The following is a 26,516-nucleotide window of genomic DNA, read 5'->3' as shown; positions in this document are numbered from 1 at the left end:
TTACTACATGCCCCTCAACATTGGGCCAAAAAAGGGGCGACGCCCCGCGCCGGGGGGGGGGATTGGCGCGAGGCGTCTTTAACCGGCTCGGGGGGGGGGATTGAGCCGGGGCGGCCTCGCAGTCTGTTTCTAAAAAGAACTAGAAGGGGCCAGCCACGTCCAAGTATTACATATCACGAGGAATCTGCAAATACCTTTTAAAGGATTTAATGCCCAATATGTTCGATGTCACGATATTCGATGTCACGTCTCCCCGAGCCCGACATCCCACGTCTCCCCGAGCCCGACATCCATGGGTAAGCTCAGAGTCTATGAACACCGGCGAGAACAGGGCTTCAACAACGCCGCAGCCGCACGCTTCTACGAACACAGGCATCGTGGACGATGCTCCCGCCACCGCTAACTCTCGCGTCGCTGCGTTCTTTGACCTGGATAAAACCATTATTGCCAAGAGCTCGGCATATGCGTTCAACAAGCAATTCCTCGAGCGCGGCATCATTTCGCCGACGGACATGCTGCAAATGGCACTCAGTCACGCCCTGTACATGTCACAGGGACACGATGAGGCGCAAATGGAGGCCACGCGCGAGCAGTTCTCCGCTCTTATCGCTGGTCACAGCGCCCGGGAGCTGCGCCAGGTCGCGATCGAAACCCTAGAGCAGAACATCACGCCGTACATCTACGCCGAGGCCTTGGAGCTCATTCGTGAACACCGCGCACGGGGGCATCAGGTGTTCATTATCTCGGCGTCGGCTCGGCAGATTGTTGAGCCCATTGCGCAGGCACTCGGTGTCTACAACGTGGTGGCCACCGAGCTGGAGGTCCGCGATGGGCTCTTCACGGGTGAAACGGAGTTCTTCTGCCGAGGCGAAAACAAGGCTGTGCAGATGCGTCGGATAGCGGAAAAGCGCCAGTTCAACCTGGCCGAATGCTTTGCGTACTCGGATTCCATCACTGATGAGCCCATGCTGGCTGCAGTCGGCCATCCCGTTGTGGTCAATCCCGATCGCGCTCTGCGCAAGATTGCGGCAGAGCGTGAGTGGCCTGTGCGCCAATTCCGGAATCCCGTCCCGCTGTTTCGCGCGCCGTCGAAACGCAATGCTGCAATTCTTGCCGGCGTCACACTGGCGCTTGGCGCGGGTGCGACGCTGTTGGCACTGCGCAAAAACGACGACGAGCCAAAGGCCGACTAACCCACCATCCAGCAGCCGGCCCGCCTACACCGCTTCGGCGATACCGCGCGCTTCCACGGCACCGGCCTTCAGCCCCTCCAGATGCAGGAGAATCCACGAACGCAGGCCATCGGCGTTTCCCGACGCGAACCCCTCTGCGGCCTCGAAATACTCCTGGCGGTGGCGCGTCCAGTAGACCTCGGGCACGGCCAAGCCACGCGGATCCAGGCCGGTTGCGACAGTCGTCAGCCGCGAGGCGGCGCGGGCGATGATGCCGTTGTGGTACTCAAAGGGGCGCAGAGTCAGCAGTTCACCGTGCACAATCGCCGAGAGCACACCAGCATGGATCTGGCTGCGGCCAGTGATGAAGTCACCGAGCACGTGCAGACGCTGTTCCTTCATCGCAGACGAGAGCTTGTCGTCACCAACCGGACGCCCGGCTTTCATCCGCGCCTCGGAACCGTCTTCAGTCTCACCTGCGGGCGATGCGTTCAACGCAAACTTGGCCAGCACCTGCTGCGGAGCGCGCTGCCACACGCGAGTGGTCTCACCAATTGACTCCGGGGAAATGGTGTCGGCAACCCGAAGGGCTGCTGCGAGTACGGGATCGGTGATGTTGCCGTCGTCGGGAAGCGATGGCTCGCCGCCTTCTAGCCACGCCGATGCCCGAGCGCCACGCAGGACCGACTCGGAGCCGGTGACGTTGTGCTTGCGCAGGTTGGCCTTGTGTCGGTGGACGGCCTGGATAGCCTTGGCCGCGACATCAGCCGCGTGCGCAACGCCGTCGAGCTGCCACAGGGGCGCGAGGGGGTCCTTGGGGTCAAGCTGCGGAATAGCAGCGGCGGGAGCACTGTCAGCGCCACCGGCACCCGATTCAGATGCCTTCGCCTGCGCTGCCTCACGCTCTGCGCGCTTCTTCGCCGACACGGAGGACACACCCAGGCTCATGCCAGCTAGGCCCCCCTTTCCGGCACCGGCGCCATTGCCGACACCATTGCCAGCACCGGCGCCAATTCCATCGGCTCCACGCACGTTCTCAGGCTGATTGTTCATATCCCACACCCTAATTCTTCACCGCTAAGTAAGTGACAAACTTATATAGAAATGGTCAAAGATGAGAAAAACTTCAACGAGTTCTTGGCTTTTTCGCCCTTATGGCGCGCCCTACCCACAATCAGAGGTAGTATGGCAGTTTGTAACTGCAGGTTTAAAGTTTCAAACCATCTTTTCCAACCATCTGCGTAGGAGGAAGTACACGTGAGCAACGACGATACGAAGGGTCTCTTTACCGACGGCACCGAACCGCGTGTTACCGCTATCCCGCTGAGTGATGTGGATAGCAACGCATCGGGTGATGCTAGCATCGGCCAGCTCGTGTCTAATGCTTCTTCGCAGATTTCCGCTCTGGTTCGCTCTGAGATTGAGCTGGCCAAGGCCGAAATTGCTGGCGAGGCTAAGAAGGGCGCAGTTGGCGGTGGCTTCTTCGCGGTTGCCGGCGTCGTCGCGCTGTACTCCTCGTTCTTCTTTTTCTTCTTCCTCGGCTGGCTGCTGGATGTTTGGCTGCCAACCTGGGCTGCGTTCCTCATCGTTTTCGTTCTGATGCTGGTCATCGCCGGTGTTGCAGCACTGCTGGGTCTGAAGAAGGTCAAGTCGATCCGCAAGCCGGAGAAGACCATCGAGTCGATGCAGGAGCTGAAGGGGGTCGTGCCGTCGGGGTCGGCGAAGAAGTCTTCGCAGTCGAACGGTATGTACACCTAAAGGCTTGAAAGAAATTGGGCGGGACTTTGTTGGTCTCGCCCTTTTGTCTTATTCAGTCCCGGTTTAAGCCCTTCGGATAAGGTATTTTCCCCTCATGACCTCCCTCCGCGATTCTCTCACTGGCCCCTGGCGTCATCGTCTCATTCACGTCCGCGGCCAGCGCCTACACATCGCCGAGTGCGGCCGCCCCTCCGATCCGCTCGTGTTGTTTATTCACGGCTCGACTGGCGGTTGGTTTGAATGGCGCGAGGTTTTGCCGCTGCTTAACGACGACTCGGGCGATCCCCTCCCCGTGCACGCTGTGGCTATTTCTATGCGTGGCTACGGTCAGTCCGACCGAACACCGCAAGGCTACGATCCGTTTGAGGCGGCCCAGGACATCGCCTCATCGATTCGCTCGTTGGGGCATTCGACCGCGCTGCTGGTCTGTCAGGGGTTCGGCACCTGGGTGGCGTGGACGTTGGCTTCGCGGCAGCCCAATCTTGTCTCCGGAATTATTGGTTGTGGTGCTGCACATCCGAAAGTGTGGCTGAACCAGTTGAAGAGCCCGTGGTCGGAGGACTTCCGCAGTAGCCTGGCTCCTCTGCTGCGCCGTTCGTGGTGGGACTCGCGGCCACGGGTACCGCAGTTGCGTCGCAATAAGTTCAGCACGCAGGCGGCTGAGGCTCGCCAGCAGCGGCTCATTGAGCGCATCGTGCGCGAGTCCATGTCCACCGCCGGGGAGGGGTTCGCCGAGACCCCCGCGGGGAAACAGACCGCGGAACTCATGACCGATAGCCTGGCCAGTGGTGCACTCCGTCCTGCACTGGCTCACATGAATTGGTGGACGCGGCCGGCTCCGGCCGCTTTCCGCAAGTGGTTGAGTGCGATGGAGGGCCCGTCGAAAAGCGATGAGCACACGGTGCTGCTCGTCGGCGAGCAGGACACTCGTACCCCACGTGCGCTAGTGGAGCTCAGCTCGAGTCACGTGCGCGTTGTGCCGGATTGTGGGCACTTCCTGCCGGCAGAGAAACCTCAGGCTGTGGTGCAGGCAATCAGGGATCACTTGGACTGGTTGCCGGAGGGGTCTTAGGCTTCGGCTCGGCTGAAGCTAGCCGGAACTCTCCTGCGGTTGCGGCTGGGGCTGACCTGTCCACAGACACACAACTTTCCGCTTACCCCGCCACGCACTGCTGCGTGCCGATGGCCCCGTAGTTATTCATCGCCTCATCGATGTGTGGCTGGACCTCGGCGTGCGTCAGCGCGTAACCAGTCTGGTCATTGTTCACACCGGCACCGAAGACCAAGCCCAGGATCTGGCCCTGCGGCGTAATCAGTGGGCCGCCCGAGTTGCCGTGGCGCACATCCGCCTTCAGAACATAGGACTGGCGCTCGTGTCGAGTCGACGAATAAATATCCGGGCCTCGAATAATGATGTTCTCCGTCACGCGCGCAGGTGTGGCCTTAAAGGGGCCGGACTCGGGAAAGCCCAGCACTACCGCGTCATCGCCCGGACGAGCTTCCTGATCCGCCCACTGCATGGGCTCCAGGGGCAGGTCGGTGGTTCTGAGCAGGGCGACGTCGTCAAGCGGATCGTAGTGCACGACGTTCGCGTCAGCCATGCCGACCACGGTTTCCAGCCGAACAGTGGTGGCGCCGGCGACCACATGCGCATTGGTCAGAATCAGATCCGGCGCAATGACAAAGCCAGTACCCTGCAGCAAACGTTCGCACTGCGGGGCCTCGCCCAAGACGCGGACGATGGACGGTCGAATACTGTCGACGACACCTTGTGAAATCACATTGGGGTCGGCGGGTTCATCGGGGACGTTCTGCTTGTAGCCGAATGGCGGAGCGATGGCGGGCATTCCATCATCGCGAAGCTGACGGAGGATGCCACTGAAGCCGTCGCTCCATTCGTCGGGCGCGACCTGGTCAATGAGGTTCATGCCCTTGGACTCACGTACCCAGTCGGCGAACTGCCCGGGCACGGCGGTGGCCAGGGGTACGGCGATCATCCATGTCACTACCAGCGCAGTCACGGACTGCACGATGGCACCGAGGCTCGAATCCAGGCCGACGGCCAACGGCGAGCGAATGGTATTCCGCAGCGACTGCCCTGCCACTGTTCCCACCGCATGACCAATCAACGCCAACAGAATCACCGTGCCGAGGCCCAAGAGAACCTTTCCCGACTGGTTCTCGACCTGCGCCATAGCTAGCGGCGCCAAGGGCACACCAATGACCAAGCCCAGGACAACGCCCAAAATGGCCATAATCGACGAGACGGCGCCCTGCTGCCAGCCGACGATAAGCGTGAAAATGAAAATCGCCAGCAGCGCAACGTCAAACACAGCGATTGCAGGCATCATCGTCGGCCTCCCTTCAGTACGGACAGTTTTTCACCATTAGCGGAACGCGCGAGCACTGGCAAAAGTTTCTGCACGTTGGTGTCGTCCCACGGTTCTGACCAGCCGGCCACGTCTAGCAAGTAGGACAGCACGCCGCCGGTAAAGCCCCAAACGACGAAGTCACCAACCTTAAATGCCGGTCCTGTCCAGCCGTGATAGCCCAGCATCATGCGGTTGTCCGGATTCGTCAGGTGGCTAATTGGCACATTGAGCACCGATTCCGTCTCTGCAGGGTCGACCACACGCAGCGGATGCGGTGCATGCCAATACGCCAACACCGGATTCACCGCGAAGCCAGTCCGCGAAATGTCAATCGAGTCCAGCACCCGCACCGGTGTCACCGTCTCTCGGTTCAGGCCGGTTTCTTCCTCGGCTTCACGCAGCGCGGTATCGATTTCATCCACGTCCTCGGGATCGACACGACCGCCCGGAAAAGCCATCTGGCCTGCATGCTTACGCAGGGTTGTCGCCCTGTGTGTAAGCACCACGCTGGCATCCTCCGGCCGTTGGTGCGCCTCCGCATCACCGCTGATCAGCACCAACACCGCCGACCGCGCCGGATTCCGCAACGGTTTCTCCTGCGTCGAGGAGTCTCGCCGCAACTTCGCAAACGCACGCTTCACGCTTGACGACGAAGCGGAGCGACCGGCCACCTGCTGCTCCGAGTGGCCTGTTGTGGCGTGGCTGGCGCTGCTGGCGTGACCTGCCGCGTCGTGATCAGCGCTGACCAGGTGCGGCGGCAAACTATTGGTCAACCATTTCGGCAGATACAGCCCCGAGCTTGCGTCACGATTCCACGACTGTCCCTGAGTCACTTCAATGCACCTCGCACGAGATCCGTAATCTGCTGCGCATCGGTGAATTCACCAGGATGAATGGTCGCCACCGTGCCATCTGCCTTAAACACCACGGTGATGGGCACAACTCGCGGTAGATTCAACGCTGGTCCGACCACGTCGACCGTGTCCGAGTAGGTCGGTAGCTTCACTCCGATTTCCTGCAGGAAGGCCTGGCCACGCCCCGCCTCACGAGCCGCATGCACCGTCGCCACCTGCACGTCCGGATTGTCCTTGGCCCATTGCTCAATAAGCGGTAGCTCTTGGCGACACGGCGCACAGTTCCACGCCCAGACATTAAGCACTGTCGGCTTGCCCTCGACGACCTGCCCCATGTCCACCAGTTCCACTTGCCCAGCCTCGTTGTCCTGGCCTGCTGAGTCTCCCGACTCCGCCAACAGCGGCAAGCGCACACCGGTCAGTGAGCCACTACCCGCTACCGCCGCGATCTCATCCTTTGACATCGCTGGCGCTGCCGGTGCACCATCCACTTCACCATCACTGCCAGCGCCATCACCATTGCCAGCGCCATCCGCACCGACACTCACACCAGATCCGGTCCCACCACCGTCGGCCTCGTCATTGCCACCAGTGGTATTCACAATCGCGAAAATCACCAGACCCACAATGCTAATTCCCGCGATGAGCAGCGTAATCAGCGATGCCGAACGGTTAACGTCCGCCTGCCGATCCTCATAGTGGCCACCATTGTGACTATGACCGCCCTGCTCATTCACGAAAAGTGCTCCTCGACTAGTCCTGTGTCGCTGTGGTGATGCGCGCGCTATCCCCGTCGTCAAGCGCGGAAAGTTCCTCCCCACTGTAGCCGTCATTAAGACCGGCCAGGTAGAGAAGCCATTCCCTGTCGTCTGACTTAATCAACTTCTCCGCAGTCTCCGGCTCCGCCGGCCCCGCGACGCCATACGACGGGCAATCTGCCGCCAAGAAGCACGCCCCGCACGCCGCCCGACGCGAATGACACACCCGGCGACCGTGGAAAATCAGCCGGTGCGAAAACCACGTCCACTCCGCGCGCGGTAGCACCTCCATCATCTCGTGCTCCACGCGCACCGGATCTTCCTGCTCTGTGAGACCCATGCGCCGCACCAGACGCCCAAAATGCGTATCGACCGTCAAACCCGGCACCCCAAAAGCATTCCCCAGCACCACATTTGCCGTCTTTCGCCCCACGCCCGGCAGCTTCACCAGCTCCTCCAACGTGCCCGGAACCTCGCCGCCGTGCTGCTCCATCACCCCCTGCGCAAAACCGATAATGTTGGCGGCCTTATTCCTATAGAAACCCGTCGGTCGAACGAGCTCCTCGACTTCTTCCTGATTCGCAACCGCCAAATCGGCAGGGGTGGGGTACCTAGCGAACAGCGCCGGCGTGGTCATATTCACCCGCACGTCCGTACACTGCGCCGACAGAATCGTCGCCACCGCAAGCTCATACGGATTACGAAAGTCCAGCTCACAGTGCGCATTCGGGTATGCCACCGCCAGCGTGCGGTTAATCCGCCGCGCGCGCCGCACCATACCCAGGCGCGTCTCCTTCCCCCGCGCCGCCGGATGCGCCCCCACCGCCCGACGCTTCTTCGACGTCAGGGATCCCTGCGGGTGCGTGGGCTGGGGTTTGTTTATCGTCTGATGCTTGCTTATCGACGATGCCTTGCCGGTCGTATCCATGGTCGTAGTGTATCGGCTACCCCGGATTGCAATTCGCGTGCGCACCTTTCGCGAGCTGAATCTTTAGATTCGTCCGGGATGCGGATGGAACCGGTAGCAGCTCGGGCATATTCGGTCAAAAACCAAAGAAGTCATGCCCCACCACATCTTGGAACACCGTTAGCGAATTGTTAGTTATAAATACACAGTTCAGCGGCTTTTCACCAGAATTCCCCACAGGCGCAGTGGCTCTTTTGCTACAGTGGTGCTTATCACATCTTGGTGACGGCGTAGTTTTGGGATGCATCTGTAGAGGCGATTTGTCGTGAAATTCGCCCAGGGATGAACCTGCCTTGAAGGCTGGCAGCGGCGTTACCGGGAAAGACCGAAAGTAGTGGAACTAGTGGGACGGGGCAGTTTCTCTTCCTGTTTGGCCACTGCAATCTGTAGTCGAGTGCTAATTTGGCGGCTGCTGGCCTGTATTTACGGTGGTTAGTGGCCCAAGACAGGAGAATTTTACCGTGGATGACGTCAAGGAGATTCTCTCCCGGGCCGGTGTATTTCAGGGAGTCGACCAGGAGGCTGTGCAGGCCTTGCTCGGCGAGCTCGAGACGGTTCGCTTCCCGCGTGGAACCACCATCTTCAATGAGGGGGAGCCGGGCGATCGGCTCTACATCATTATTGATGGCAAGGTGAAGCTGGCTCGTCGCTCAGCCGACGGTCGTGAAAACCTGTTGACCATCATGGGCCCGTCCGACATGTTCGGCGAGCTCTCCATCTTCGACCCGGGCCCGCGCACCTCCTCGGCGGTCTGCGTCACCGAAGTTTCCGCCGCGTCCATGAGTGCCGATCAGCTGCAGGAATGGGTTGGTTCGCACCCTGATGTTCCAGCTCAGCTGCTGCGCATGCTGGCCCGCCGTCTGCGCCGCACCAACAATTCACTGGCTGACCTCATTTTCACCGACGTCCCTGGTCGCGTTGCTAAGTCCCTGCTTCAGCTGGCCAATCGCTTCGGTGTTCAGGAAGGTTCTGCTCTCCGCGTGAACCACGACCTGACTCAGGAGGAAATCGCACAGCTCGTCGGCGCCTCCCGAGAGACCGTTAACAAGGCTCTGGCAGAGTTCGCCCACCGCGGCTGGATTCGCCTTGAGGGCAAGTCCGTGCTCATCTCCGATACGGAGCGTTTGGCCCGCCGCGCACGTTAGCTTGTTGCGCACGTTAGCTTGTGGCGCACGTTAGCTTGTTGCGCTTGTGGCGCTGCCCAAACGACTCACATCCCGCAGCCTCTGCTTTTGGATCCCCGGTTCCCGTAGGAGCACATGAAACGCATGAGGCTCGCGGGATTTTTGTTGTCTTCCCCCGCTGGCCTGGCATGCTGACCTGGTATGCCGGCCTGCCATGCTGACCTGGCATGCCGGCCAAGTTTGGCGCACTTATCGATGCTTTTCTGCCACTTATCGATGCTTTCCCGGCACCTATCGATGCACCATTCACCGATTTCTCCTTGCATCAATCACTTATCGATGCGCTGTTCACTTGTGCGCGCGCTATAGCTCATCGACAAGTGGATACCTCATCGATAAGTGATTGAGCTGGCCCCGACGAGGCCAACCCACCCAACCGGCACTAGCCCACCCCAACCGGCACTAGCCCAAACAAAAAGCGCGCAACCCGCAAAATTGCAGGTCACACGCTCTTTTCATGCGGTGAGTCAAGCTCAGCTTCACTCAAGCTCGGCTTCAGCCCAGTCTCAATTAAGCCCAGCCCAGACCAGCCCAGCAACCGGCCGAAGCCCAAGCCGAAGCCAAAGCCGAAGCCCAGCAACTACTCCCCGTGATCGCGCAGGTAGCGCAGGGTCACACGAGTCGACTGCTCAGCAGCATGACGCAGCACCGGATCGACATCCGTGTAAATCTCATCCACAATCTGGTCGACCGTAGCTTCGTCGCCCAGCTTGGCAACGGCATCCTTCACCTGCTGCAGGCGCAGCTTACGACGCTCAATGTACTTCTGCGTCATTACAGTGATGTCCGGCAGGTCAGCACCATGACCAGGCAGCAGACGAACACCCTTGCCGCGCGAATCCAGCATTTTCAGGGTTTCCATGTACTTACCCAGGTCGCCGTCGGTCTCCGAAATCATAGTGGTGTGGCGGCCAGCGATCGTGTCACCGGTAACGATGCCTTCAACATCATCCTCGCCATCACCAGTGTGGATGAAGTAGCAGACAGAATCAGCGGTGTGACCAGGGGTTGCCACGACCTCAATCTGCGGAGTCACTCCGTCGAGGACGATACGTTCGCCGTCGACAAGCGGATCCTGACCTCCCGCGCAGTACTGAGACTCCAGCTCACGAATCGGCGCGCCGGTGAGCTGACGGAAACGTGCGGCGCCATCAGCATGGTCGCCATGACGGTGCGTCAGCAGAATCAACGCAACGTCGCCGGCATAGCGCTGGAGGACGTTCAGGTGTCCCTCGTCCTCCGGACCCGGATCGATGACAATGCTGCGGCTATCCCCCTCAGCCTTAATAACGTAGGAGTTCGTACCCTCCAGCGAAGAGTAGCTGGGGTTCGGGCACAGAACGACGCCCACGGACTGAGAAATCTGACGCAGTTGGCTATACGCAGGATGCTCCATGTCCTCTATCCTACGTGGTTGTGCAATCCGGGGAGCGGGCTACGCCCTCCAATTCGGCTCATTTGGGTGTAAGCACGCTTTACGACGTCCCGGAGAACGCAACATCCCCACTGGTCACGGCACCAAATACAGCAGCTACTGGGCTACTTCAACGATGATCTCGACTTCCACGGGTGCGTCCAGCGGAAGCTGATTCACACCCACTGCCGAACGAGCATGCTGGCCGCGTTCGCCGAAGACGTCGCCGAAGAGTTCCGAGGCTCCATTGATAACGCCCGGCTGACCAGTGAATCCGGCGGCGGAGTTGACGAAGCCGACGACCTTCACGATGCGGGTGACATTGTCGAGACCGACCTCGGCATCGACTGCGGCCAAAGCGTTGAGAGCGCAGGTGCGGGCGGCCTCCTTGGCCTCCTCAGCAGTGACTTCCGCGCCGACGTGGCCGACGTGGGTGAGCTCACCGTTTACGAATGGGAGCTGACCGGAAGTGAAAACAAGGTTGCCCGTACGCGTTGCGGGTACGTAGGCCGCAACTGGCGCGGCAACGGCAGGCAGGGTAAGCCCGAGGTCCTCGAGGGCTTGGGAAGGAGTGCGAGATTCAGAGTTGCTCATTTAAGTTAAGCCTTTCCACGGCGGCTAAGGGCCCGGCGAATAAAGCCGGCCAAAGAAAGATGGCAGCCAACCGTGAGTCAGCTGCCAATCGAAAGCACAACCGCCGTTGCTAGTTAGGTGCTAGACACCGAGGTAATTAGTCAGCCTTCGGGCGCTTGAAGTAACCAACGTGGTTTTCGCCGGTCGGGCCCGGGAGAACGGTGACGAGTTCCCAGCCGTCCTCACCAAAGTTGTCCAGGATGGCCTTGGTGTTGTGAATGAGCAGCGGTGCGGTGAAGTATTCCCATTTAGTAGTCATGGAAGCTACTTTATCTGTCCCCCAGCCTCGCGCGCTGGGGGTTCAGTTTTACTTCGGTCTAAGTTCGGTTTTTACTTAGCCAGCTGTCCGCCAGTCCGGCGGCTTTACTTAGCCAGCTTTGCCTTGCGCTGAGCTGCGTACTGCTCAGCGTAGAAGTCGGCCCACGAAGTAATTTCCGGGTGCTCGCGCAGCATTGCGCGGCGCTGACGCTCGGTCAGGCCACCCCAGACGCCGAACTCGACGCGGTTATCCAGAGCGTCGGCACGGCACTGCAGAACCACTGGACAGTGGCGGCAGATAACTGCGGCTTCGCGCTGTGCGGCGCCGCGAACGAACAACTTATCCGGGTCAATATCGCGGCACTTAGCGCGCGGGACCCACTCCTGACGATCGCGGAAGCTCTCTACACCGAGCTCGTAGTCTGGCGTAGTAGCAGTGCGGTTGCGATCGGGAATCGTGGCGGTCATTGTAGCCTCCTCGTGCCTGCGATTTTCGTTATTTCGAAATAGTTTCAACTAAATAGTGCTGAAATTTTGTTGTAAGTCTATTCACACCAACCAAATAATGTCGATTGGGTCACACTGGGAGGGTGGGCGTGGCGCAGCTCTAAATACAACGATGCAGGTGGGGCAACTTTTTCCAACAAAAGCACGGGGGTGATTTACGTCACTATGAAAATCTTTTTCCAGAAACCACCACACGATGAGTTGCCCGGTATTGTAAGGGCGCTCGTAGCACTCCTCCCCCGCTCGCCAGGCGTTTTTCTGGGCTCGCCGGGCATGTCTCTAGGCGGATTTTCGAAAACTCACTTCGGCTCAATCCGCCCTACCTTGTAGTGTGATTGCTGTGAATAAAGGTTCGACGCTGTTCAAGCTCTCCGTTGCCACTGTGTTGGCTGCGTTGATTGTGGCCAGCGCCCTCTTTCCTCTTGTGGGCGGCTCGGCCTACCTCGTCGCGCGCACGGCTGATGAATTCGCGTCGGCGTCGCGGTCGGTGATTTCTAAGGACGCACCGGGGGTCACCACTATTACGGATCGTAATGATCAGCCAATTGCGTGGCTCTATGATCAGCGGCGGTTTAATGTGCCGTCGGAACGTATCTCGCCAGCTATGAAGGATGCGCTGGTCAGCGTGGAAGATAGGCGCTTTTATGAGCACTCTGGTGTGGACTGGAAGGGTACTGCTCGTGCGGCGGTAAAGAACTTCATGTCCCAGTCGGTGCAGGAAGGCGCCTCCACAATTGAGCAGCAGTTGATTAAGAACCACACGCTGCTGGTGGACGCAGAGTCGGAGTCGGAGCGCCGCGCTGCTACTGCCACGGATTATGGTCGCAAGATCCGCGAGATTCGCATCGCGTTGGATCTGGAAGATGAGCTGACGAAAGACGAGATTCTGACTAAGTACCTGAACTTGGTCCCCTTCGGCAATGGCGCGTTCGGCGTGGAAGCTGCAGCTCAGACATACTTTGGCATTCCCGCGTCCGATCTGAATGTCCCGCAGGCCGCTCTGCTCGCGGGCATGGTTCAGCAGTCCTCCGGGCTCGATCCGTATACAAATCCGGAAGGTGCGCATGCACGGCGTAACGACGTGCTTGCGGCCATGGAATCCACGGGGGCAATTGGCCCGCAGGAGGCTCAGGACGCCAAGGCAGCTGATCTCGGCATCCTTCCGGAGCCTCAGCGCCTGCCGCAGGGCTGTATCGCGGCGGGCGATCGGGGTTTCTTCTGTGATTATGTGGTCTCCTACTTGGAGAACCACGGTATTGAGACCGAGAAGCTCAAGCGCGGTGGCTTCCATGTGAAGACCACACTGGACCCGCGTGTGCAGGACAGCGTGCAGGAGTCTCTGCGTCAGCAGGCGTCACCGACTGCGGATGGCGCAGCCGAGGTTATGAGTTTGCTTGAGCCTGGGGATGACTCCAGGAAGTTGCTCGCGATGGCGTCGTCACGCGTATACGGCCTCGATGCGGAACAAATGCAGACCGTGCAGCCGCAGCCATTTACGCCGGTGGGCAATGGCGCGGGCTCGATTTTTAAGATTTTCGCGGCGACGTCGGCGGTGGAAAAGGGGCTGGGTATTGACACCAACTTCCCGGTGCCGCGTCGTTATGAGGCCTCCGGGCTGGGCACCGGTGGCGCAGAGGGCTGCCCGCCGGGCCTGTACTGCGTGGAGAACGTAGGTAGTTTCCCGCCGTCGATGTCGCTGCGTGAGACGCTCGCACGGTCGCCGAATACTCCTTTTATTCAGATTTCGGAGCTGGTCGGCGTCGATGGCGTGATGGACATGGCGGTACGCCTGGGCATGCGCTCATACACGGAGCCGGGCAGTTTTGATGGTGAGTCCTCGGTGGCGGACTATGTCTCGGAGCATAAGCTCGGCTCATTCGTGCTGGGTCCGACGGCGGTGAATAACCTTGAGCTGTCCAATGTCGCTGCCACCCTGGCCAGCAATGGCCGCTGGTGCGAACCCTCTCCGATTGAGTCGATCACGGATTCCAAGGGCAATGCGGTCAAGCTGAATGTGCCACCGTGCGAGCAGGCAGTGGAGCCGGGGGTCGCGCACGCAATTGCTAATGCGCTCAGCAATGACGCCACCGATGGCACCGCGAAGGATGCCGCGAAAGAGCTGAATTGGGAAGGCCCAGTCGCGGCTAAGACCGGTACCACCGAGTCGAACCAGTCCGCGGCATTCCTGGGCTTCACCGGCGGCCTGGCCGGATCGGTGTACGCCTACAACGACACCCCGACGGTCACGGAGCTGTGCACGTCGCCGCTGCGCCAGTGCCCGAACGGCAACCTCTTTGGTGGTCGCGAGCCCGCGCGGACATGGTTCGGCGCAGTCGGCCCGGTTATCGAGGACTATGGCGGAAAGAACCTCCCACCACTGGATTCGGACTACGGCCTGGGTACCTCTATCACCCAAATGCCGAATGTGGTGGGCATGCAGAAGGCCGAGGCTCGGGAGACCCTTAAGAAGGCTGGCTACAAGGTAGAGGAACGCACAGTCTCCCTCACCGGCGAGTCGCGCGGCATCGTGGTCGGGTTGGATCAGCCGCCGCTGCTACTCAAGGGTGGCACCGTCACGATCCGCGTGGCCGATGGCACCCGTCGTCCGACCCCGCCACCAGCGCCGTCGCCACGACCGGACTCGACGACGTCCCGGCCGGATCCGCTACCGCAGTTCCCTCGTCCGAACACTCCGCCAGCGCCGAGCTTGCGGGATCTGATTCCGCTGCTGCCGTTCTAGGTCGCTCCTGCCGTTCTAGTCCGCCCTAGAAGACAGCTCCAACGCTTATCGCCGAAGAGGGTAACGGCGAAAGGTCGCGCTAGCCCTGCAGGGCAGCCTTAACGGCCTCGGAAAGCCGCTTGCCATCGACCTGGCCAGCGGCCTTTTCCTTAGCCACCTTCATAACCTGGCCCATGATCTTCATGCTCGGCGCGTCATCGCCAGCAACCTCGGCCACAGATTCCGCGACGAGGTTCTTCACGGCGTCGTCGTCAAGCTGTTCCGGCTGGTAGCGGGCGAAAACCTCTGCTTCGGCGAGTTCGGCGTCGGCAAGTTCCTGACGGCCGTTCTGGGCGTACATCTCAGCGGACTCGCGACGCTTCTTGACCTCCCGCTCAATCACACGCAGCACCTCGTCATCGGTGAGCTCGTGCTTGGAGCCGGAAACCTCCTCGGTCTGGATGGCGGCCTTCAGCATGCGCAGCGCCGCAACGGTTTCCTTGTCGCGGGCCTTCATCGCGGCGGTCATATCGGAGACAATTGTGTTCTTCAGTTCACTCATACGCCCTAGATTACCGCTGTAGTTGATAGTGTCTCTGTCATGACATCGCGCGCTTTTTCCAACCAAATTCTGCGGTCTGCCGCAGCTCTCGCCACGCTTGGCTTGACGACGTTCCTCTACGCGAACCAAATCGAATTGCGTGCATTTAAACTCCACCGTGTGCAAGTTCCCGTGCTGGCACCCGGCACGCTCGCCCGGGTGGGAAAGCGCGAGGGTGAGCCTTTCCGGATTCTGCATGTCTCCGACTTCCACATGCTCCCCGACCAGAAGTTGAAGCAGAAGTGGGTTGCCAGCCTCGATGCTCTGAACCCTGACCTGGTGATTAATACCGGCGACAACCTGGGCAGCGACAAGGCCGTCCCCAGTGTCCTCGCAGCGCTCGGCCCCCTACTGAACCGTCCGGGTGCCTTCGTGTTCGGTACGAATGACTACTTCGCGCCACGGCCTGTCAATCCGCTGAAGTACCTGACAGGCAAGAAGCGCAAGCCCTCACGCGTCGAACTGCCGTGGCGCGGCATGCGCGCTGCGTTTATCGAGCACGGCTGGCAGGATGCCACCCATGCCCGGCTGGAGTTTGTGGCGGGTGGCGTGAAGGTGGCGCTGTCCGGTGTAGATGACCCTCATCACGAGTTGGAGGATTATTCGCAGATCGCCGGTGCTCCGAATGCGGATGCCGACATCGCTATCGGCCTGTCGCACTCGCCAGAGCCCCACGTGTTGGATGCTTTTGCGGAAGACGGCTACGACCTGGTGCTTTCCGGCCATACCCACGGTGGCCAGGTGTGCCTGCCCGGCGGGAAGGCCATTGTGACCAACTGCGGTATCGACCGCTCGCGGGCCTCGGGGTTGTCGCGCTGGACCGAGAAGACATGGCTGCATGTCTCCAATGGCCTTGGCACTTCCCCTTACGCTCCGGTGCGCTTGTTCTGCCGCCCATCCGCGACCTTGATTGAGGTTGTGGAGCGGGATTCGTAGTTCGTAGTCCGTCGGGGTGCAGTTCGTAGTTTGTAAGGGCGCGGCGGAGACCGCGGCTTGTTCCCACAGCCCGTTAAGCAGGCGTTTTGCATTCTGACTCAGCGTCGGGCTAAAGTAAGTCCTCGCAAGCACAGCACTGAGACGTATGTTCCCAGTTCGTGTCTGCGGCCTCGGGGTATGGCGCAGCTTGGTAGCGCGCTTCGTTCGGGACGAAGAGGCCGTGGGTTCAAATCCCGCTACCCCGACCAAGTAGAAACCCTCTCTCACCTGGAGTTATCCAAGTGAGGGAGGGTTTTGTCATTGGCTTCTGGGCCTACTTTTCGCCGCCGTTCAGGGTTGATAGCCAAAGAGCGTGTCTGACTCTCAAGATAGCGACTAGTCAGACCCCAACCGCGGCAGCACCACAGCCCGGGGTTACGGGGTTACGTGGCAAAACTGTCAACCCGAAAACTCAGGGGCTGCAAATGTGAAACTGTCTGAGTTTATGACACTTTCAAGCCATTTTTCGGGCCATTTTTGTCATAAACCTAGTCAGTAACTCGGATCAATCCAACGTCACCAGACATAAACGCAGTCAGTAACTCCCACCGACGCCCCGTTCATCACTCGTTCCTATGTATTTTCACTACTGGATCCACAGAGCCTTTCCCCGCTCCCCCAAATGCCCCTTTCACCCCGCGTGGAGCAATTTCGTGGCTGTTAGTCTGTAGAAGTACGAACCTTTTTAACAGCAATGTGAAAGTAGCCCCCAAGTGACGCACCTGGCAACAGCTCTGGCATCAGCCAGCCCCTTTACAGCCAGTCCGCCGTCGGCGACCGCACCACCAGACCAGACATTGGCTTCTGAGTTTGCGTCCGGCGGCGTATCGGCAACATTGAATTCTTTAGATTCCATTCTTTCTGCCCCGGCAACGATTACCCCCCAAGCAAGCAGCTCCGCAGAGCACGCAACAACGCTCGCAGCTCAAGCAGCTCAAGCAGTCCAAGCCACCCAAGCAGCCCAAACCTCCGCCAACAGCCTGACCCTCCTTTCGGTCCCGCTGTTGGTCGCGGTTGCCCTGGCGCTGACCCCGCTGTTTGTGAAGATCCTTGGTCGTCATGCAGGCTGGCCCATCGTCGCGTTTTTTCTCGCGTCGGTGGTCCAGCTTTCGCGTGTAACGGGCGATATCCTCGACGGCACCACCTTCACCTGGTCCCGCGTCTGGTCCCCGGAACTGAATGCGGCGTTTGCGCTGAAGCTCGATCCTCTCTCCATGGTGTTCAGTTTCTTGGCGCTGTTGGTGGGCTCGATAGTCTTCATCTACTCCACCGCGTATTTGCCGCCGAAGAAGTCCGCGATGAGCTTCTACGTCCTGATGACGGCGTTCATGCTGGCGGTTTTGCTCCTCGTGCTTGCCGACGACATCATGCTCCTCTTCATCGGGTGGGAGCTGGTCTCGATGGCGTCGTTCCTGCTCATTGCAAGGTCGGGTTCGTCGGGCGAGTTGGGCTCGTTGCGCACACTCCTGCTGACCTTCACCGGCGGCCTGCTGCTTCTGGCCGCCCTCGGCGGTGCTGTGTGGCTGACCGGTTCCACGAATCTCACCGAGGTTTTGGCTTCGCCTGAGTGGGAGGCCAACCCGGCAGCGCGCAGCCTCATTGCCGCGCTGGTGGCCCTGGGCGCTTTCACGAAGGCAGCTCAGTTCCCCTTCCACGCCTGGCTTCCAGAGGCCATGGCGGCGGCAACTCCCGTCTCGGCTTTCTTGCACGCTGCGGCCGTCGTCAAGGCAGGCGTTTACCTGCTGATGCGTTTTTCCACGGTCTTCGCGGACGTGCGCGTGTGGCAGTTGCTGCTGATCGTCATGGGTATGTGGACGGCTGTTGCCACGGCCTACTTTGCGCTGCAGCAGACTGACCTGAAGAAGCTGATTGCGTACTCGACGGTCTCGCAGTTGGGTTGGATTGTCGCCACGATTGGTGTGGGCACGAAGTTCGCGATTATGGCTGCGGTTGTGCACACCATTGCGCACGCGATGTTTAAGTCTTCGCTGTTCATGATGGCTGGTGTGGTTGATCACCAGGCAGGCACGCGCGATATTCGTCGCCTCGGTCCGCTGTGGAAGCAGATGCCGTGGAGCTTTGGCTCGATGATTTTCGGTGCGGCATCGATGGCGGCAATTCCGCCGTTCTTCGGCTTCATGTCGAAGGAAGGCATGCTGACCGCATTCGAAGGTGCGCCGCTCAGCAACACCGGTGTCGTCATTCTGCTGACGGTGGCGGCGATTGGTGCGATTGGTACTTTCGCGTACTCGGCACGTTTGGTGTTCGGTGCATTTGTGGATGGTCCGCGCAACGTGGACCACATCACTGAGGCTCCAATTTCGCTGTGGCTCCCGGCTGCCATCCCTGGCGTGCTTAGCCTTCCAGCCGCCTTCGCTGCCGGCGCTATTTTGAACCGCCCGCTGGACCGCGTGGCCGATACGGTCGGTCAGCTTCCGGCTGGCACGACTCAGGAATCGCACTTGAGCCTGTGGCACGGCGTGAATGTGCCGCTGATCATCTCTGTGGTTGTGCTGGCTGTCGGCGTGGGCTTCATCTTCACTCGTGCCCGCGTAGGCGCCGTCATGGCAGACCGCAAGCTCTTCCCGTTCACTGGTGTGGAGGCAATCAACGCGTCGCTGAGCGTCTCGCAGCGTGTGGGGCGCGCGATGGGCAAGGTGGCGCGTTCGCATCAGCCATCGCGTCACCTGCTGCCGCTGCTTGGTTTGCTCGCGGTGTACGCCCTGGTTATTGCAATCGCTCCGGGTGTCGGGGGCGCTCCGGTGCTGCCGAAGATCGACGGCATCGATCACCTGACCGATCTGATTCCGCTGGTTGTTGTCGTGATTGGCGTGTGGGCCACGCTTCGGGCGAAGAACCGTTTGCAGGCGGCTGTGCTGCTCGGCGTCACCGGTGTTGGTGTCACGCTGCAGATTCTCCTGCTGGGCGCACCGGATGTGGCATTGACGCAGTTCATGGTGGAAATCCTGACTGTCGTGCTGATGATGCTGGTGCTGCGCTTCCAGCCGCGTGCGTTCTCTGAGACCTCGAAGAACCGCCGTGCCTCGGCGGCGGTTGTGGCAGTTGCCGTGGGCTTGGCTACGTTCGGCGCGGTGTGGTTCCTCACTGGCCGTCGTCAGATGCCTGAGGTCGCGCAGTGGTACATCGATAACACTGAGAAGGTCACGGGCGAGACCAACATTGTCAACTTGATCCTGGTTGAGTTCCGTGCTTTCGATACGATGGGTGAGCTGGCGGTTCTCGGTATGGCGGGTGTCGCGATGGCGGCGGTTGTCACGTCGATGCCTCGCTTCCCGCACCTGCTCGATCAGCCTTCCCCGCTTGCGGAGCCCGCTCTGAACTCCATCATGATGCGCTGGCTGGTCCGCTGGTTGGCTCCGCTTCTGTTCGCCCTGTCCGCTGTGGTTCTCTACCGCGGCGGTACCGCTCCGGGCGGCGGCTTCAACGCGGCGCTGATTGGTGCCGCTGCCGTCATGCTGATTTACCTGTCCAAGGACCGCGACGAGCTGGTCTTCGGCAAGAAGATCCCGGTGGCGCTCAGTGCTGCGGGTGTCATCACGGCTATCGGCACGGGCTTCGTCGGATTCGCCAAGGGGTCGTTCTTGGCACCGCTTTACGGCGAGTTCCTGGGGCAGCACCTCACCACGGCATTGCTTTTCGACGTCGGCGTGTACCTGGCCGTCATCGGCATTGTGGCAACCGCGCTGAATCTCCTGGGCGGCCCGAACCGTCCTGGTGTGACCGGGTCGGACGATGTGATGCAGGATCTCTACTCAGACCGCTCGAGCTTGCGGGTGCCGCCGGAGATGGGCGTGTTCGCCTCAGAAGCGGAGAGCGCCTCCGCCCCCGCCCCAGCTCATGCCACCGTTGAGGAGGCTAAGAAGTGATTATCGCCATCATGGCTGCCGTCCTCGCAGGCGGTGGCACGTACCTGGTGCTACAGCGCGGCATGCTGCGCACCATCATCGGCATGACTCTGATTTCCCATGCCGCCAACCTGATTATTTTGTCCACGGGTGTCGGCGCCTGGCGCGGCGAACCGCTGCTGGGCAACGAGACCACTGCGGGCGCTGGCGCTGCCGAGCAGATGGCTGACCCGCTGCCGCAGGCATTCGTGCTGACGGCCATCGTGATTACCATGGCCGTCACCGCGTTCATGCTGGCTCTGTCTGGTTTGGGCCGCGATGACGACACTCGTATCCATGAGGACCGCGAGGCTATGCGACAGCTGTCGACGGCTGGTCGTCGTGCAGGTAAGCACATTCCGGCTGACTCGGACTCCACGGTCACCGGCACCCCGGGAGTCACTCCGGCTCCGGATAAGTTCCCGCGCGAGACCCCATACGGCGGTGACGAGAAATGGTAGAAGCCTCTGCAATGTCCCCTTCAACTCTGTCTTCGCTACTGCCGCTGTTTGCGGCACTGCCGCTGATTCTGTCGGCGGTCGCAGCCATTCTGCCGAAGCTGTGGATGCGCGCGACGATGGGCATCGCCGTTCCGGCACTGTCGTCGCTGGCTGCGTTTTGGGTGATGTTCTACGTCGCTGACAACGGCCCGGTCGGCCACGGTGTGGGCGCGTTCCCCGGTGGTATCTCGATTCCTTTCTTGGCGGACACGTTCTCCATGCTGATGCTGGGTGTGGCCGCGGCTGTGGTTGCCATCGGTAACTGGTTCGCCCACGTCGCGGGCGAAAACACTTCGCGGTTCTTCCCCTCCCTGACACTGATGATGTTGTCCGGTATGTCGGGTGCTTTCCTGACTGCCGATTTGTTCAACTTCTTCGTGTTCATGGAGGTCATGCTGCTTCCCTCCTACGGCCTAATTGCGGTCACCGGTACCTGGCACCGCCTGGCTGCTGGCCGTAACTTCGTGCTGGTCAACCTCTTGACCTCCACGGTGCTGCTGATTGGTGTCGCGCTGATCTACGGCTCGGCGGGCAATGTGAACATCGCAATGCTGGCCGACATGGCCAGCGAGGGCGGCCCTGGCGGCACGGGTGTGGTCGCGCTGGGAATTGTCATCATTGCGCTGTGTGTGAAGGCTGGTTTGGTTCCGGCGCACACATGGCTGCCGAGGACGTACCCGTCGACAAGCCCTGCGGTGATGGCACTGTTCTCTGCGGTGCATACGAAGGTTGCGGTGTACATGCTCTTCCGCATTTACGTCGTGATTGTGGGCATGAATCCCTCCTGGCACTGGCCGATCATTATCATCATGGCGATCTCGATGCTGGTCGGCGCGTTTGCTGGTCTCGCGGAGAACACCATGCGTGAGGTGCTGGCCTACCAGATGGTCACGGGTATGCCGTTCATTCTGATTGTGTTGGCGTTCACGGACGCTAACGACGGGGGCAGCGCCAAGGCTGCCCTGGCTGCGGGTATTTTCTACGCAATCCACCACATGGTGACTGTCGGCGCCCTCATTCTGGGCTCCGGCGCAGTGGAAGAGACCTACGGTACGGGTACGCTCTCCAGGCTTTCTGGGCTTGCTCGCCGCGACCAGGCGGTCGCCTGGGTGATGGCGGCAATGAGCTTCTCCATTGTGGGCTTCCCACCGTTTTCCGGCGTGTGGGGCAAGGTGGGCATTGTCTTTGCCTCTGCCGCCACTGGCGATGCCCGCTCGATCGTTGCGATCACCGCAATCATCGTTGCCTCGCTGGGCTCGCTGCTGGCCATGATTCGCCTGTGGCGCGCGGTCTTCTGGGGCCGACCGATGCAGGGCGTGGATGATTCTGTTCGAGTTCCGGGAACGCTGGTTGCGCCGTCCGCCATGCTGGCAATTGTTTCTGTGGCCATGTTCGTCGCGGCCGGCGCCGTCACTTGGGCGACCACCGGCGCGGCTGATGCGCTGCTGAATATTGATGGCTACCGCGAGGCGACTCTCGGCGGAGTTGAAAACGCCATCGGAGGTATTTACTGATGAAGTTTCTGCATGTTATCCGCTATTCCCTCTGGCTGGTCTGGCAGGTTGTTGTGGCTGCGACGGACGTGGTGCTCGATACTCTGCGCCCGAACCAGAAGCAGCAGCCGGTACTCATTGGGCTGCCGCTGCGTGTGAAGTCTGATCTTGAGGTCACTCTCTTTGCTGAGTCCATCACCATGACCCCGGGCACGCTGGTCTGCGGCGTCCGTGAAACCGATGCGGGACGGTTGTTTATCATCCACGCGATCTTCGGTGCCGACCTGGACGCGCTGTACGACTCCCTCTACGACATGGAGGAGCACCTCGTCCCCCGCCTCCGCGATGTCCCCCGCCCGAAGGCATTTGTCTTCGAGGAATACAACGCAGACCAGTTCATTGACCCGGATGCCGTCGTCGGTGTTGCCGCTGAGGTCGACCATGGTCTGCCACTGCCGGATGGCATTGCCTCCAATGGCGAAGACAAAGGAGCACGCTCATGAATGACACATTGATCGATCCCACCGCAGTACAGGTAATTAGCGGCATTGGCATTGCTCTGTGTTCAGTGGCGCTGCTTGTGGGCGTGGTGCTGATCTTCCGGGTCAAGGGCAATGTCTCACGCGCAGTGCTTTCCGACGCCGCCTTCTACCCCATGGTGGGAGTGTTCCTCACAACTGCCATGCTGCGGACTACAGCCATTACTTTCGATATTGCAATGCTGGCGGGCTTGCTTGGCATTTTGTCGACCGTGGGCCTGGCCCGAGTTATTTCCCGTGGCCGCCGCTAAGACCGATTAAGGACGAATCGCACTATGAGTATCGCTTCAATCCTTGTAACTATCTTGTTTGCCGTGCTGGTCATTGGCGGATCTCTGTACCTGCTCCTGGCGGGCGTGGCCATGTGGCGCTCTAAAGATGCCCTGAGCCGGTTGAACCAACTTTCCGCCGGAATCATGGTGGGCATCCCCGCGCTGGTGATTGCCAACTTGGTCTTAGAGGCCGACCAGGGCGATCTGACGTGGGGCAAAACCCTCACCGCCATTCTGGCCATTGTTGCTGTCCTGGTCGTCGCTACCGTCGCCTCCGAAGTACTTGGACGCGCGGTGCTGGGTGCCCGTGACGGCTCCGCTGAGGACTACGTCCCGGAGCGGTAGCTAGCGGCGCGGGAAACGTCCTGAACACACCGTTAGCGGCCAGTTTCACAGCGACCCCTCAGCGCGCTCCGACACCCCCTTTAGGCCACCCGGCCTACCCAAAAGGGGGTATATTTCCCCACACTTTTGGCCTCCCACAATGTGATGTACCTCTCATAGGCTATGGCCCGGTCGTTAACTCCATTTATGTCCCTAAATTGAGTGGCAGTTTTTGCCATTTACTAAACTTTGGTTTCCCTTACTTAGGGAACCCTTAGTTATCATTTGTGATGAATTTGCCGTTTGCCTGCACCTTTGTGACACCAAGAACAAAACAATCAATGCAATCCCGGTAAATTTTAAGAAAACAACGCTTTTGTCATCCGATATTCAGGCAGAGGCCGGAGTCGTCACAGACACCACAAAACCGCCCTCTTTCCAATGTTTTTAGGCGAATTTGAGCGAGCTTTGAGGGACGCAACCGACCGAAAGCGGATCGAGGCACTTATTTTTTCATTGCAGCCCCTTGCCCCATCGGTTAACTTAATTTCTGTGAGTCAGCCAAGAGCGACTCAAAATCTTTACCCCCGAGAACCTAAGGATTTTCTCATGTCCTGCTCCGCAGAAGATATCGCAACCATCCTCGAAGCCCTTCCGGCCGTCACCGTCGAGAGCCCGCTGCCGGCTTTCGAGCAGCTGGCTGGCAACGACGTCAACTTCGCTAACGTCGGTGGCGACCTGAACCTGCCGTTCGGTAACGACTTCCTGGACATCTCCGTCACCGACGACCACTCCACCCACGACTCCCACGACGTCGAGGTTTCCGACTTCCTGAACCCGGAGACCACCGTCGACAAGTCCGACCAGCGTAAGTTCGACTTCCTGAACCCGAGCATCTCTGGCATCGGCGCCAAGTAAGCTCCTGGGCTTCATGGCAGGACAATAGCTCCGCCAATCCTTGACACAATAAACCGCCAGTCTCTAAAAAAGACTGCGGTTTATTGTTCAGTTAAAACCGATATTCTTCATTTCGTTACTGTCTAAAAGGAACACCAAAAATGGACGTCACTCCTATCGTTGAGGTTCTGGAAGCAATGCCTTCCGGCCCGACCGTCAACGTCACCTTCGAGATTAACCCGACCATCGATGGTGACCTGACCCTCCTGGAAACCGGTGACTGGAACGCTCCGTTCGGCCGCGACTTCATGGACATCAACATCACGAACGATCAGTCCACCCACAACGACAACTCCACCCACGTCTCCGGCGTTGAGGCTGATAGTGTCTCCGACGCTGCCGAACAGGGTCGAGAGGTGTCCGAGTCCGCCGAAGAAGCCGACGAGGCTGCAGCTGCTCCGAAGTCGCTTTTCAACGGCTCCCCGAGCCTGCCGGGCATCGGTGCCTAAAACAGCTCACACTTAGGGTTGTTCCTTAGCCGCCCAAACCGGGCCGGCGTGCAGGCAACCACAAAGCCGTGGCTGTCATGCACAGACAGAAGTTTTAAATAAAGCGTTAGCCCTGCAGATGGTTCAACCATTTGCAGGGCTAACGCTTTTCTATTTACTTTGATCTACCGCGTGACTGTGCAGCTCTACTCTGCGGTTTTACTGCACAGCCCTACGCGGTTGCTTTACTTCGTTGCCTTAAAGCGCTTTTCCACCTCGGCACCGAGCCAGGAATCAACGTTGGCCCAGTACTGATAGACACGCTGCTCCACCTCTGGGGAGACACCCTGCATGGCACCGACGATGTTGTTTGCCAAGCGATCGCGCTCGGTATCGTCCATCACGTTGCGAACAAGGTCGCCTGGCTGCGAGAAGTCATCATCCTCAGGGTGCTGCACGTAGGCGCCAGCGTAGAACTCTTCGCCCACGCTCTCCCACTGACCAAAGGCACCAGCATCGACCTGGCCGGCGTGACCGGAGCGCACTGGGCAGCCAGCGGCCTTAGCCGCAGCCGCGGTATCGGCCTCCGGGCCGCGAGCGGTGGCGTTGGAGCCGTGAACCGGCAGCTTCGGATCCGAGTAGTAGTACGTGGCCGCACCATCCTGCGAGAAGGAATTCACTGGGCAGCGAGACTGGTTCACCGGCAGCTGATCGCTGTTGACGCCAAGGCGGTAGCGGTGCGCATCAGCGTAGGAGAACACACGCGCCAGCAGCATCTTGTCCGGCGAGAAGCCGACACCCGGGACCGTATTCGACGGTGCGAAGGCGGCCTGCTCAACCTCAGCAAAGAAGTTGCCCGGGTTGCGGTTCAGGGTGAAGTGGCCGACCGGAATCAGCGGGTAGTCCTTCTGGGACCAGGTCTTGGTCAGATCGAACGGGTTCACCTTGTAGCTGGCGGCCTCGTCGTAAGGCATGATCTGCACCTTGACGTCCCAGGTTGGGTAGTCGCCGCGCTCAATTGCCTCGAAGAGATCCTGGCGAGCGTGGTCGGTGTTTTCGCCAACCAGCTCGGCGGCTTCATCATCCGCCAGGAACTCCCAGCCCTGGCGAGTCTTAAAGTGGTACTTAACCCAGAAACGCTCCCCTTCAGCGTTAATCCACTGATAGGTGTGAGAACCGAAGCCATCCATATGACGGAAGTCCTTCGGAATACCGCGGTCACCCATCAAGTAAGTGACCTGGTGAGCGGACTCCGGAGAGGCAGTCCAGAAATCCCACTGCATATTGGCGTCGCGCAAACCTGTGTCCGGCAGGCGCTTCTGAGAGTGGATGAAGTCCGGGAACTTAATGCCATCGCGGATGAAGAACACTGGCGTGTTGTTGCCCACGATGTCGAGGTTGCCCTCTTCGGTGTAGAACTTCAGTGCAAAGCCGCGCACGTCACGCCAGCCATCCGGGGAGCCCTGCTCACCTGCGACAGTAGAGAATCGCGCCAGCATCGGCGTGACCGTGTTCGGCTGGAATACTGCAGCCTTGGTGTACTTGGAGACATCCTCGGTGATGGTCAGTTCACCGAAAGCACCTGCACCCTTAGCGTGAACAACGCGCTCCGGAATGCGCTCGCGGTTGAAGTGCGCGAGCTTTTCCAGCAGGTGGATGTCGTGGAGGTTAATACCTCCCTGTGGGCCATTGGTTAGCGAGTGCTGCTCTGTAGGAACCGGCGCACCGTTGAGGCGAGTGGTCGGACCATTGGAACCTTCATAGAGATTGGACATGGGGATTTCCTCCTAAAGACAGGGGCTAGATGGCAGTCACAACATGCCCTGACGTTTTCCACCCTACACGAAGTTTCATATTTTGCCTATTAGTCTCCCGCGATTGATATGTGGACTTAATTATTAGTCCGATTAGGTTCGCTGTATCAGC

General features: G+C 59.8%; 25 protein-coding genes and 1 tRNA gene. 15 read left to right on the top strand and 11 right to left on the bottom strand.

Translation table 11 applies throughout. The features are described from left to right. Positions 1 to 311: 311 nt before the first annotated feature. A complete protein-coding gene (locus tag CHU70_RS05445) occupies positions 312 to 1,193 on the top strand; it encodes an HAD family phosphatase (protein ID WP_049189454.1) in 882 nt (293 codons plus the stop codon). Between the two features lie 24 nt (positions 1,194 to 1,217). Here CHU70_RS05445 and CHU70_RS05440 read toward each other — a convergent pair whose 3' ends face one another. After that, entirely contained in the window at positions 1,218 to 2,225 is a 1,008-nt protein-coding gene (locus tag CHU70_RS05440) for a hypothetical protein (RefSeq protein WP_147719222.1), read from the bottom strand. Between the two features lie 204 nt (positions 2,226 to 2,429). Here CHU70_RS05440 and CHU70_RS05435 point away from each other — a divergent pair, with 204 nt between their 5' ends. Beyond that, the gene (locus CHU70_RS05435) at positions 2,430 to 2,930 is read left to right on the top strand and encodes a phage holin family protein (protein WP_147719223.1); all 501 of its coding nucleotides are present in this window, start codon (positions 2,430 to 2,432) and stop codon (positions 2,928 to 2,930) included. A 94-nt stretch (positions 2,931 to 3,024) separates the two neighbouring features. Beyond that, positions 3,025 to 4,002 carry an alpha/beta fold hydrolase gene (locus CHU70_RS05430; RefSeq protein ID WP_070549773.1) on the top strand — a complete coding sequence of 326 codons (978 nt, stop codon included), beginning with the start codon at positions 3,025 to 3,027 and terminating at the stop codon, positions 4,000 to 4,002. Between the two features lie 82 nt (positions 4,003 to 4,084). Here CHU70_RS05430 and CHU70_RS05425 read toward each other — a convergent pair whose 3' ends face one another. From CHU70_RS05425 to nth, 4 genes are read right to left on the bottom strand one after another with little or no spacing between them, the layout of a single operon-like run. After that, positions 4,085 to 5,281 (bottom strand): MarP family serine protease, encoded by a 1,197-nt coding sequence (locus CHU70_RS05425; RefSeq protein ID WP_070652844.1) that lies wholly within the window; start codon positions 5,279 to 5,281, stop codon positions 4,085 to 4,087. Further along, entirely contained in the window at positions 5,278 to 6,135 is an 858-nt protein-coding gene (locus CHU70_RS05420; protein WP_016421925.1) for a CoA pyrophosphatase, read from the bottom strand. Before CHU70_RS05420 ends, CHU70_RS05425 begins: the two co-directional genes overlap by 4 nt. After that, positions 6,132 to 6,893 (bottom strand): TlpA disulfide reductase family protein, encoded by a 762-nt coding sequence (locus tag CHU70_RS05415; protein ID WP_147719224.1) that lies wholly within the window; start codon positions 6,891 to 6,893, stop codon positions 6,132 to 6,134. The genes CHU70_RS05420 and CHU70_RS05415 overlap by 4 nt, the downstream gene beginning before the upstream one ends. A gap of 16 nt (positions 6,894 to 6,909) precedes the next feature. Further along, positions 6,910 to 7,842: an endonuclease III gene (nth, locus tag CHU70_RS05410; protein WP_370449631.1), complete on the bottom strand. Its 933-nt coding sequence runs from the start codon at positions 7,840 to 7,842 to the stop codon at positions 6,910 to 6,912. Positions 7,843 to 8,342: 500 nt separating this feature from the next. Here nth and glxR point away from each other — a divergent pair, with 500 nt between their 5' ends. After that, positions 8,343 to 9,026 carry a CRP-like cAMP-activated global transcriptional regulator GlxR gene (gene glxR / locus CHU70_RS05405; RefSeq protein ID WP_005511668.1) on the top strand — a complete coding sequence of 228 codons (684 nt, stop codon included), beginning with the start codon at positions 8,343 to 8,345 and terminating at the stop codon, positions 9,024 to 9,026. Between the two features lie 619 nt (positions 9,027 to 9,645). Here glxR and CHU70_RS05400 read toward each other — a convergent pair. From CHU70_RS05400 to CHU70_RS05385, 4 genes are all read right to left on the bottom strand, one after another. Next, a complete protein-coding gene (locus tag CHU70_RS05400) occupies positions 9,646 to 10,461 on the bottom strand; it encodes an MBL fold metallo-hydrolase (protein ID WP_070432015.1) in 816 nt (271 codons plus the stop codon). A gap of 135 nt (positions 10,462 to 10,596) precedes the next feature. After that, on the bottom strand, positions 10,597 to 11,073 hold the full coding sequence (locus CHU70_RS05395; protein WP_070595909.1) for a RidA family protein: 477 nt from the start codon (positions 11,071 to 11,073) through the stop codon (positions 10,597 to 10,599). A 136-nt stretch (positions 11,074 to 11,209) separates the two neighbouring features. Continuing rightward, positions 11,210 to 11,371 carry a hypothetical protein gene (locus CHU70_RS05390; protein ID WP_005511670.1) on the bottom strand — a complete coding sequence of 54 codons (162 nt, stop codon included), beginning with the start codon at positions 11,369 to 11,371 and terminating at the stop codon, positions 11,210 to 11,212. Between the two features lie 104 nt (positions 11,372 to 11,475). Further along, the gene (locus CHU70_RS05385) at positions 11,476 to 11,838 is read right to left on the bottom strand and encodes a WhiB family transcriptional regulator (protein WP_005511664.1); all 363 of its coding nucleotides are present in this window, start codon (positions 11,836 to 11,838) and stop codon (positions 11,476 to 11,478) included. Positions 11,839 to 12,208: 370 nt separating this feature from the next. Between CHU70_RS05385 and CHU70_RS05380 the strand changes: the two genes are divergently transcribed. Then, positions 12,209 to 14,617, top strand: coding sequence for a transglycosylase domain-containing protein (locus CHU70_RS05380; RefSeq protein WP_147719225.1), 2,409 nt, complete (start codon positions 12,209 to 12,211; stop codon positions 14,615 to 14,617). Between the two features lie 79 nt (positions 14,618 to 14,696). Here CHU70_RS05380 and CHU70_RS05375 read toward each other — a convergent pair whose 3' ends face one another. Continuing rightward, complete coding sequence (locus CHU70_RS05375) at positions 14,697 to 15,158, bottom strand: GatB/YqeY domain-containing protein (protein WP_016421920.1); 462 nt, start codon at positions 15,156 to 15,158, stop codon at positions 14,697 to 14,699. Positions 15,159 to 15,197: 39 nt separating this feature from the next. Here CHU70_RS05375 and CHU70_RS05370 point away from each other — a divergent pair, with 39 nt between their 5' ends. The 10 genes from CHU70_RS05370 to CHU70_RS05325 all read left to right on the top strand — a co-directional run bounded on the left by CHU70_RS05370 (position 15,198) and on the right by CHU70_RS05325 (position 24,611). Beyond that, the gene (locus CHU70_RS05370) at positions 15,198 to 16,133 is read left to right on the top strand and encodes a metallophosphoesterase (RefSeq protein ID WP_016421919.1); all 936 of its coding nucleotides are present in this window, start codon (positions 15,198 to 15,200) and stop codon (positions 16,131 to 16,133) included. A gap of 171 nt (positions 16,134 to 16,304) precedes the next feature. Then, positions 16,305 to 16,381, top strand: a tRNA-Pro gene (locus CHU70_RS05365). 771 nt (positions 16,382 to 17,152) lie between these two features. After that, positions 17,153 to 20,059: a DUF4040 family protein gene (locus tag CHU70_RS05360; RefSeq protein ID WP_370449633.1), complete on the top strand. Its 2,907-nt coding sequence runs from the start codon at positions 17,153 to 17,155 to the stop codon at positions 20,057 to 20,059. Then, on the top strand, positions 20,056 to 20,538 hold the full coding sequence (locus CHU70_RS05355; RefSeq protein ID WP_147719227.1) for a sodium:proton antiporter: 483 nt from the start codon (positions 20,056 to 20,058) through the stop codon (positions 20,536 to 20,538). Before CHU70_RS05360 ends, CHU70_RS05355 begins: the two co-directional genes overlap by 4 nt. An 11-nt stretch (positions 20,539 to 20,549) precedes the next feature. Continuing rightward, positions 20,550 to 22,091 carry a monovalent cation/H+ antiporter subunit D family protein gene (locus CHU70_RS05350; protein ID WP_242451357.1) on the top strand — a complete coding sequence of 514 codons (1,542 nt, stop codon included), beginning with the start codon at positions 20,550 to 20,552 and terminating at the stop codon, positions 22,089 to 22,091. Then, positions 22,091 to 22,573 (top strand): Na+/H+ antiporter subunit E, encoded by a 483-nt coding sequence (locus CHU70_RS05345; RefSeq protein WP_016421915.1) that lies wholly within the window; start codon positions 22,091 to 22,093, stop codon positions 22,571 to 22,573. Before CHU70_RS05350 ends, CHU70_RS05345 begins: the two co-directional genes overlap by 1 nt. Next, positions 22,570 to 22,860 carry a monovalent cation/H+ antiporter complex subunit F gene (locus CHU70_RS05340; RefSeq protein ID WP_005511667.1) on the top strand — a complete coding sequence of 97 codons (291 nt, stop codon included), beginning with the start codon at positions 22,570 to 22,572 and terminating at the stop codon, positions 22,858 to 22,860. The genes CHU70_RS05345 and CHU70_RS05340 overlap by 4 nt, the downstream gene beginning before the upstream one ends. A 24-nt stretch (positions 22,861 to 22,884) precedes the next feature. Continuing rightward, positions 22,885 to 23,226, top strand: coding sequence for a monovalent cation/H(+) antiporter subunit G (locus CHU70_RS05335; RefSeq protein ID WP_016421914.1), 342 nt, complete (start codon positions 22,885 to 22,887; stop codon positions 23,224 to 23,226). Between the two features lie 588 nt (positions 23,227 to 23,814). After that, complete coding sequence (locus tag CHU70_RS05330) at positions 23,815 to 24,123, top strand: hypothetical protein (protein ID WP_016421913.1); 309 nt, start codon at positions 23,815 to 23,817, stop codon at positions 24,121 to 24,123. 140 nt (positions 24,124 to 24,263) lie between these two features. Beyond that, positions 24,264 to 24,611: a hypothetical protein gene (locus CHU70_RS05325; protein ID WP_016421912.1), complete on the top strand. Its 348-nt coding sequence runs from the start codon at positions 24,264 to 24,266 to the stop codon at positions 24,609 to 24,611. A 224-nt stretch (positions 24,612 to 24,835) separates the two neighbouring features. Here the strand turns inward: CHU70_RS05325 and CHU70_RS05320 are convergent, their stop codons facing one another. Beyond that, positions 24,836 to 26,365 carry a catalase gene (locus CHU70_RS05320; RefSeq protein WP_147719229.1) on the bottom strand — a complete coding sequence of 510 codons (1,530 nt, stop codon included), beginning with the start codon at positions 26,363 to 26,365 and terminating at the stop codon, positions 24,836 to 24,838. Positions 26,366 to 26,516 lie beyond the last annotated feature (151 nt).

Origin of the sequence: Corynebacterium sp. LK10 (assembly GCF_008042455.1) — a bacterium.
In the GTDB taxonomy this organism is placed as follows: domain Bacteria; phylum Actinomycetota; class Actinomycetes; order Mycobacteriales; family Mycobacteriaceae; genus Corynebacterium; species Corynebacterium jeikeium_D.
This window is presented reverse-complemented; position numbering and strand designations above follow the sequence as displayed.

Excerpts from the sequence above, each read along its gene's own strand:
- CHU70_RS05445 (WP_049189454.1), top strand. The coding sequence starts at position 312 with ATGAACACCGGCGAGAACAGGGCTTCAACAACGCCGCAGCCGCACGCT.
- CHU70_RS05440 (WP_147719222.1), bottom strand. The coding sequence starts at position 2,225 with ATGAACAATCAGCCTGAGAACGTGCGTGGAGCCGATGGAATTGGCGCC.
- CHU70_RS05430 (WP_070549773.1), top strand. The coding sequence starts at position 3,025 with ATGACCTCCCTCCGCGATTCTCTCACTGGCCCCTGGCGTCATCGTCTC.
- CHU70_RS05425 (WP_070652844.1), bottom strand. The coding sequence starts at position 5,281 with ATGATGCCTGCAATCGCTGTGTTTGACGTTGCGCTGCTGGCGATTTTC.
- nth (WP_370449631.1), bottom strand. The coding sequence starts at position 7,842 with ATGGATACGACCGGCAAGGCATCGTCGATAAGCAAGCATCAGACGATA.
- CHU70_RS05400 (WP_070432015.1), bottom strand. The coding sequence starts at position 10,461 with ATGGAGCATCCTGCGTATAGCCAACTGCGTCAGATTTCTCAGTCCGTG.
- CHU70_RS05395 (WP_070595909.1), bottom strand. The coding sequence starts at position 11,073 with ATGAGCAACTCTGAATCTCGCACTCCTTCCCAAGCCCTCGAGGACCTC.
- CHU70_RS05390 (WP_005511670.1), bottom strand. The coding sequence starts at position 11,371 with ATGACTACTAAATGGGAATACTTCACCGCACCGCTGCTCATTCACAAC.
- CHU70_RS05385 (WP_005511664.1), bottom strand. The coding sequence starts at position 11,838 with ATGACCGCCACGATTCCCGATCGCAACCGCACTGCTACTACGCCAGAC.
- CHU70_RS05375 (WP_016421920.1), bottom strand. The coding sequence starts at position 15,158 with ATGAGTGAACTGAAGAACACAATTGTCTCCGATATGACCGCCGCGATG.
- CHU70_RS05370 (WP_016421919.1), top strand. The coding sequence starts at position 15,198 with ATGACATCGCGCGCTTTTTCCAACCAAATTCTGCGGTCTGCCGCAGCT.
- CHU70_RS05350 (WP_242451357.1), top strand. The coding sequence starts at position 20,550 with ATGTCCCCTTCAACTCTGTCTTCGCTACTGCCGCTGTTTGCGGCACTG.
- CHU70_RS05345 (WP_016421915.1), top strand. The coding sequence starts at position 22,091 with ATGAAGTTTCTGCATGTTATCCGCTATTCCCTCTGGCTGGTCTGGCAG.
- CHU70_RS05340 (WP_005511667.1), top strand. The coding sequence starts at position 22,570 with ATGAATGACACATTGATCGATCCCACCGCAGTACAGGTAATTAGCGGC.
- CHU70_RS05335 (WP_016421914.1), top strand. The coding sequence starts at position 22,885 with ATGAGTATCGCTTCAATCCTTGTAACTATCTTGTTTGCCGTGCTGGTC.
- CHU70_RS05330 (WP_016421913.1), top strand. The coding sequence starts at position 23,815 with ATGTCCTGCTCCGCAGAAGATATCGCAACCATCCTCGAAGCCCTTCCG.
- CHU70_RS05325 (WP_016421912.1), top strand. The coding sequence starts at position 24,264 with ATGGACGTCACTCCTATCGTTGAGGTTCTGGAAGCAATGCCTTCCGGC.
- CHU70_RS05320 (WP_147719229.1), bottom strand. The coding sequence starts at position 26,365 with ATGTCCAATCTCTATGAAGGTTCCAATGGTCCGACCACTCGCCTCAAC.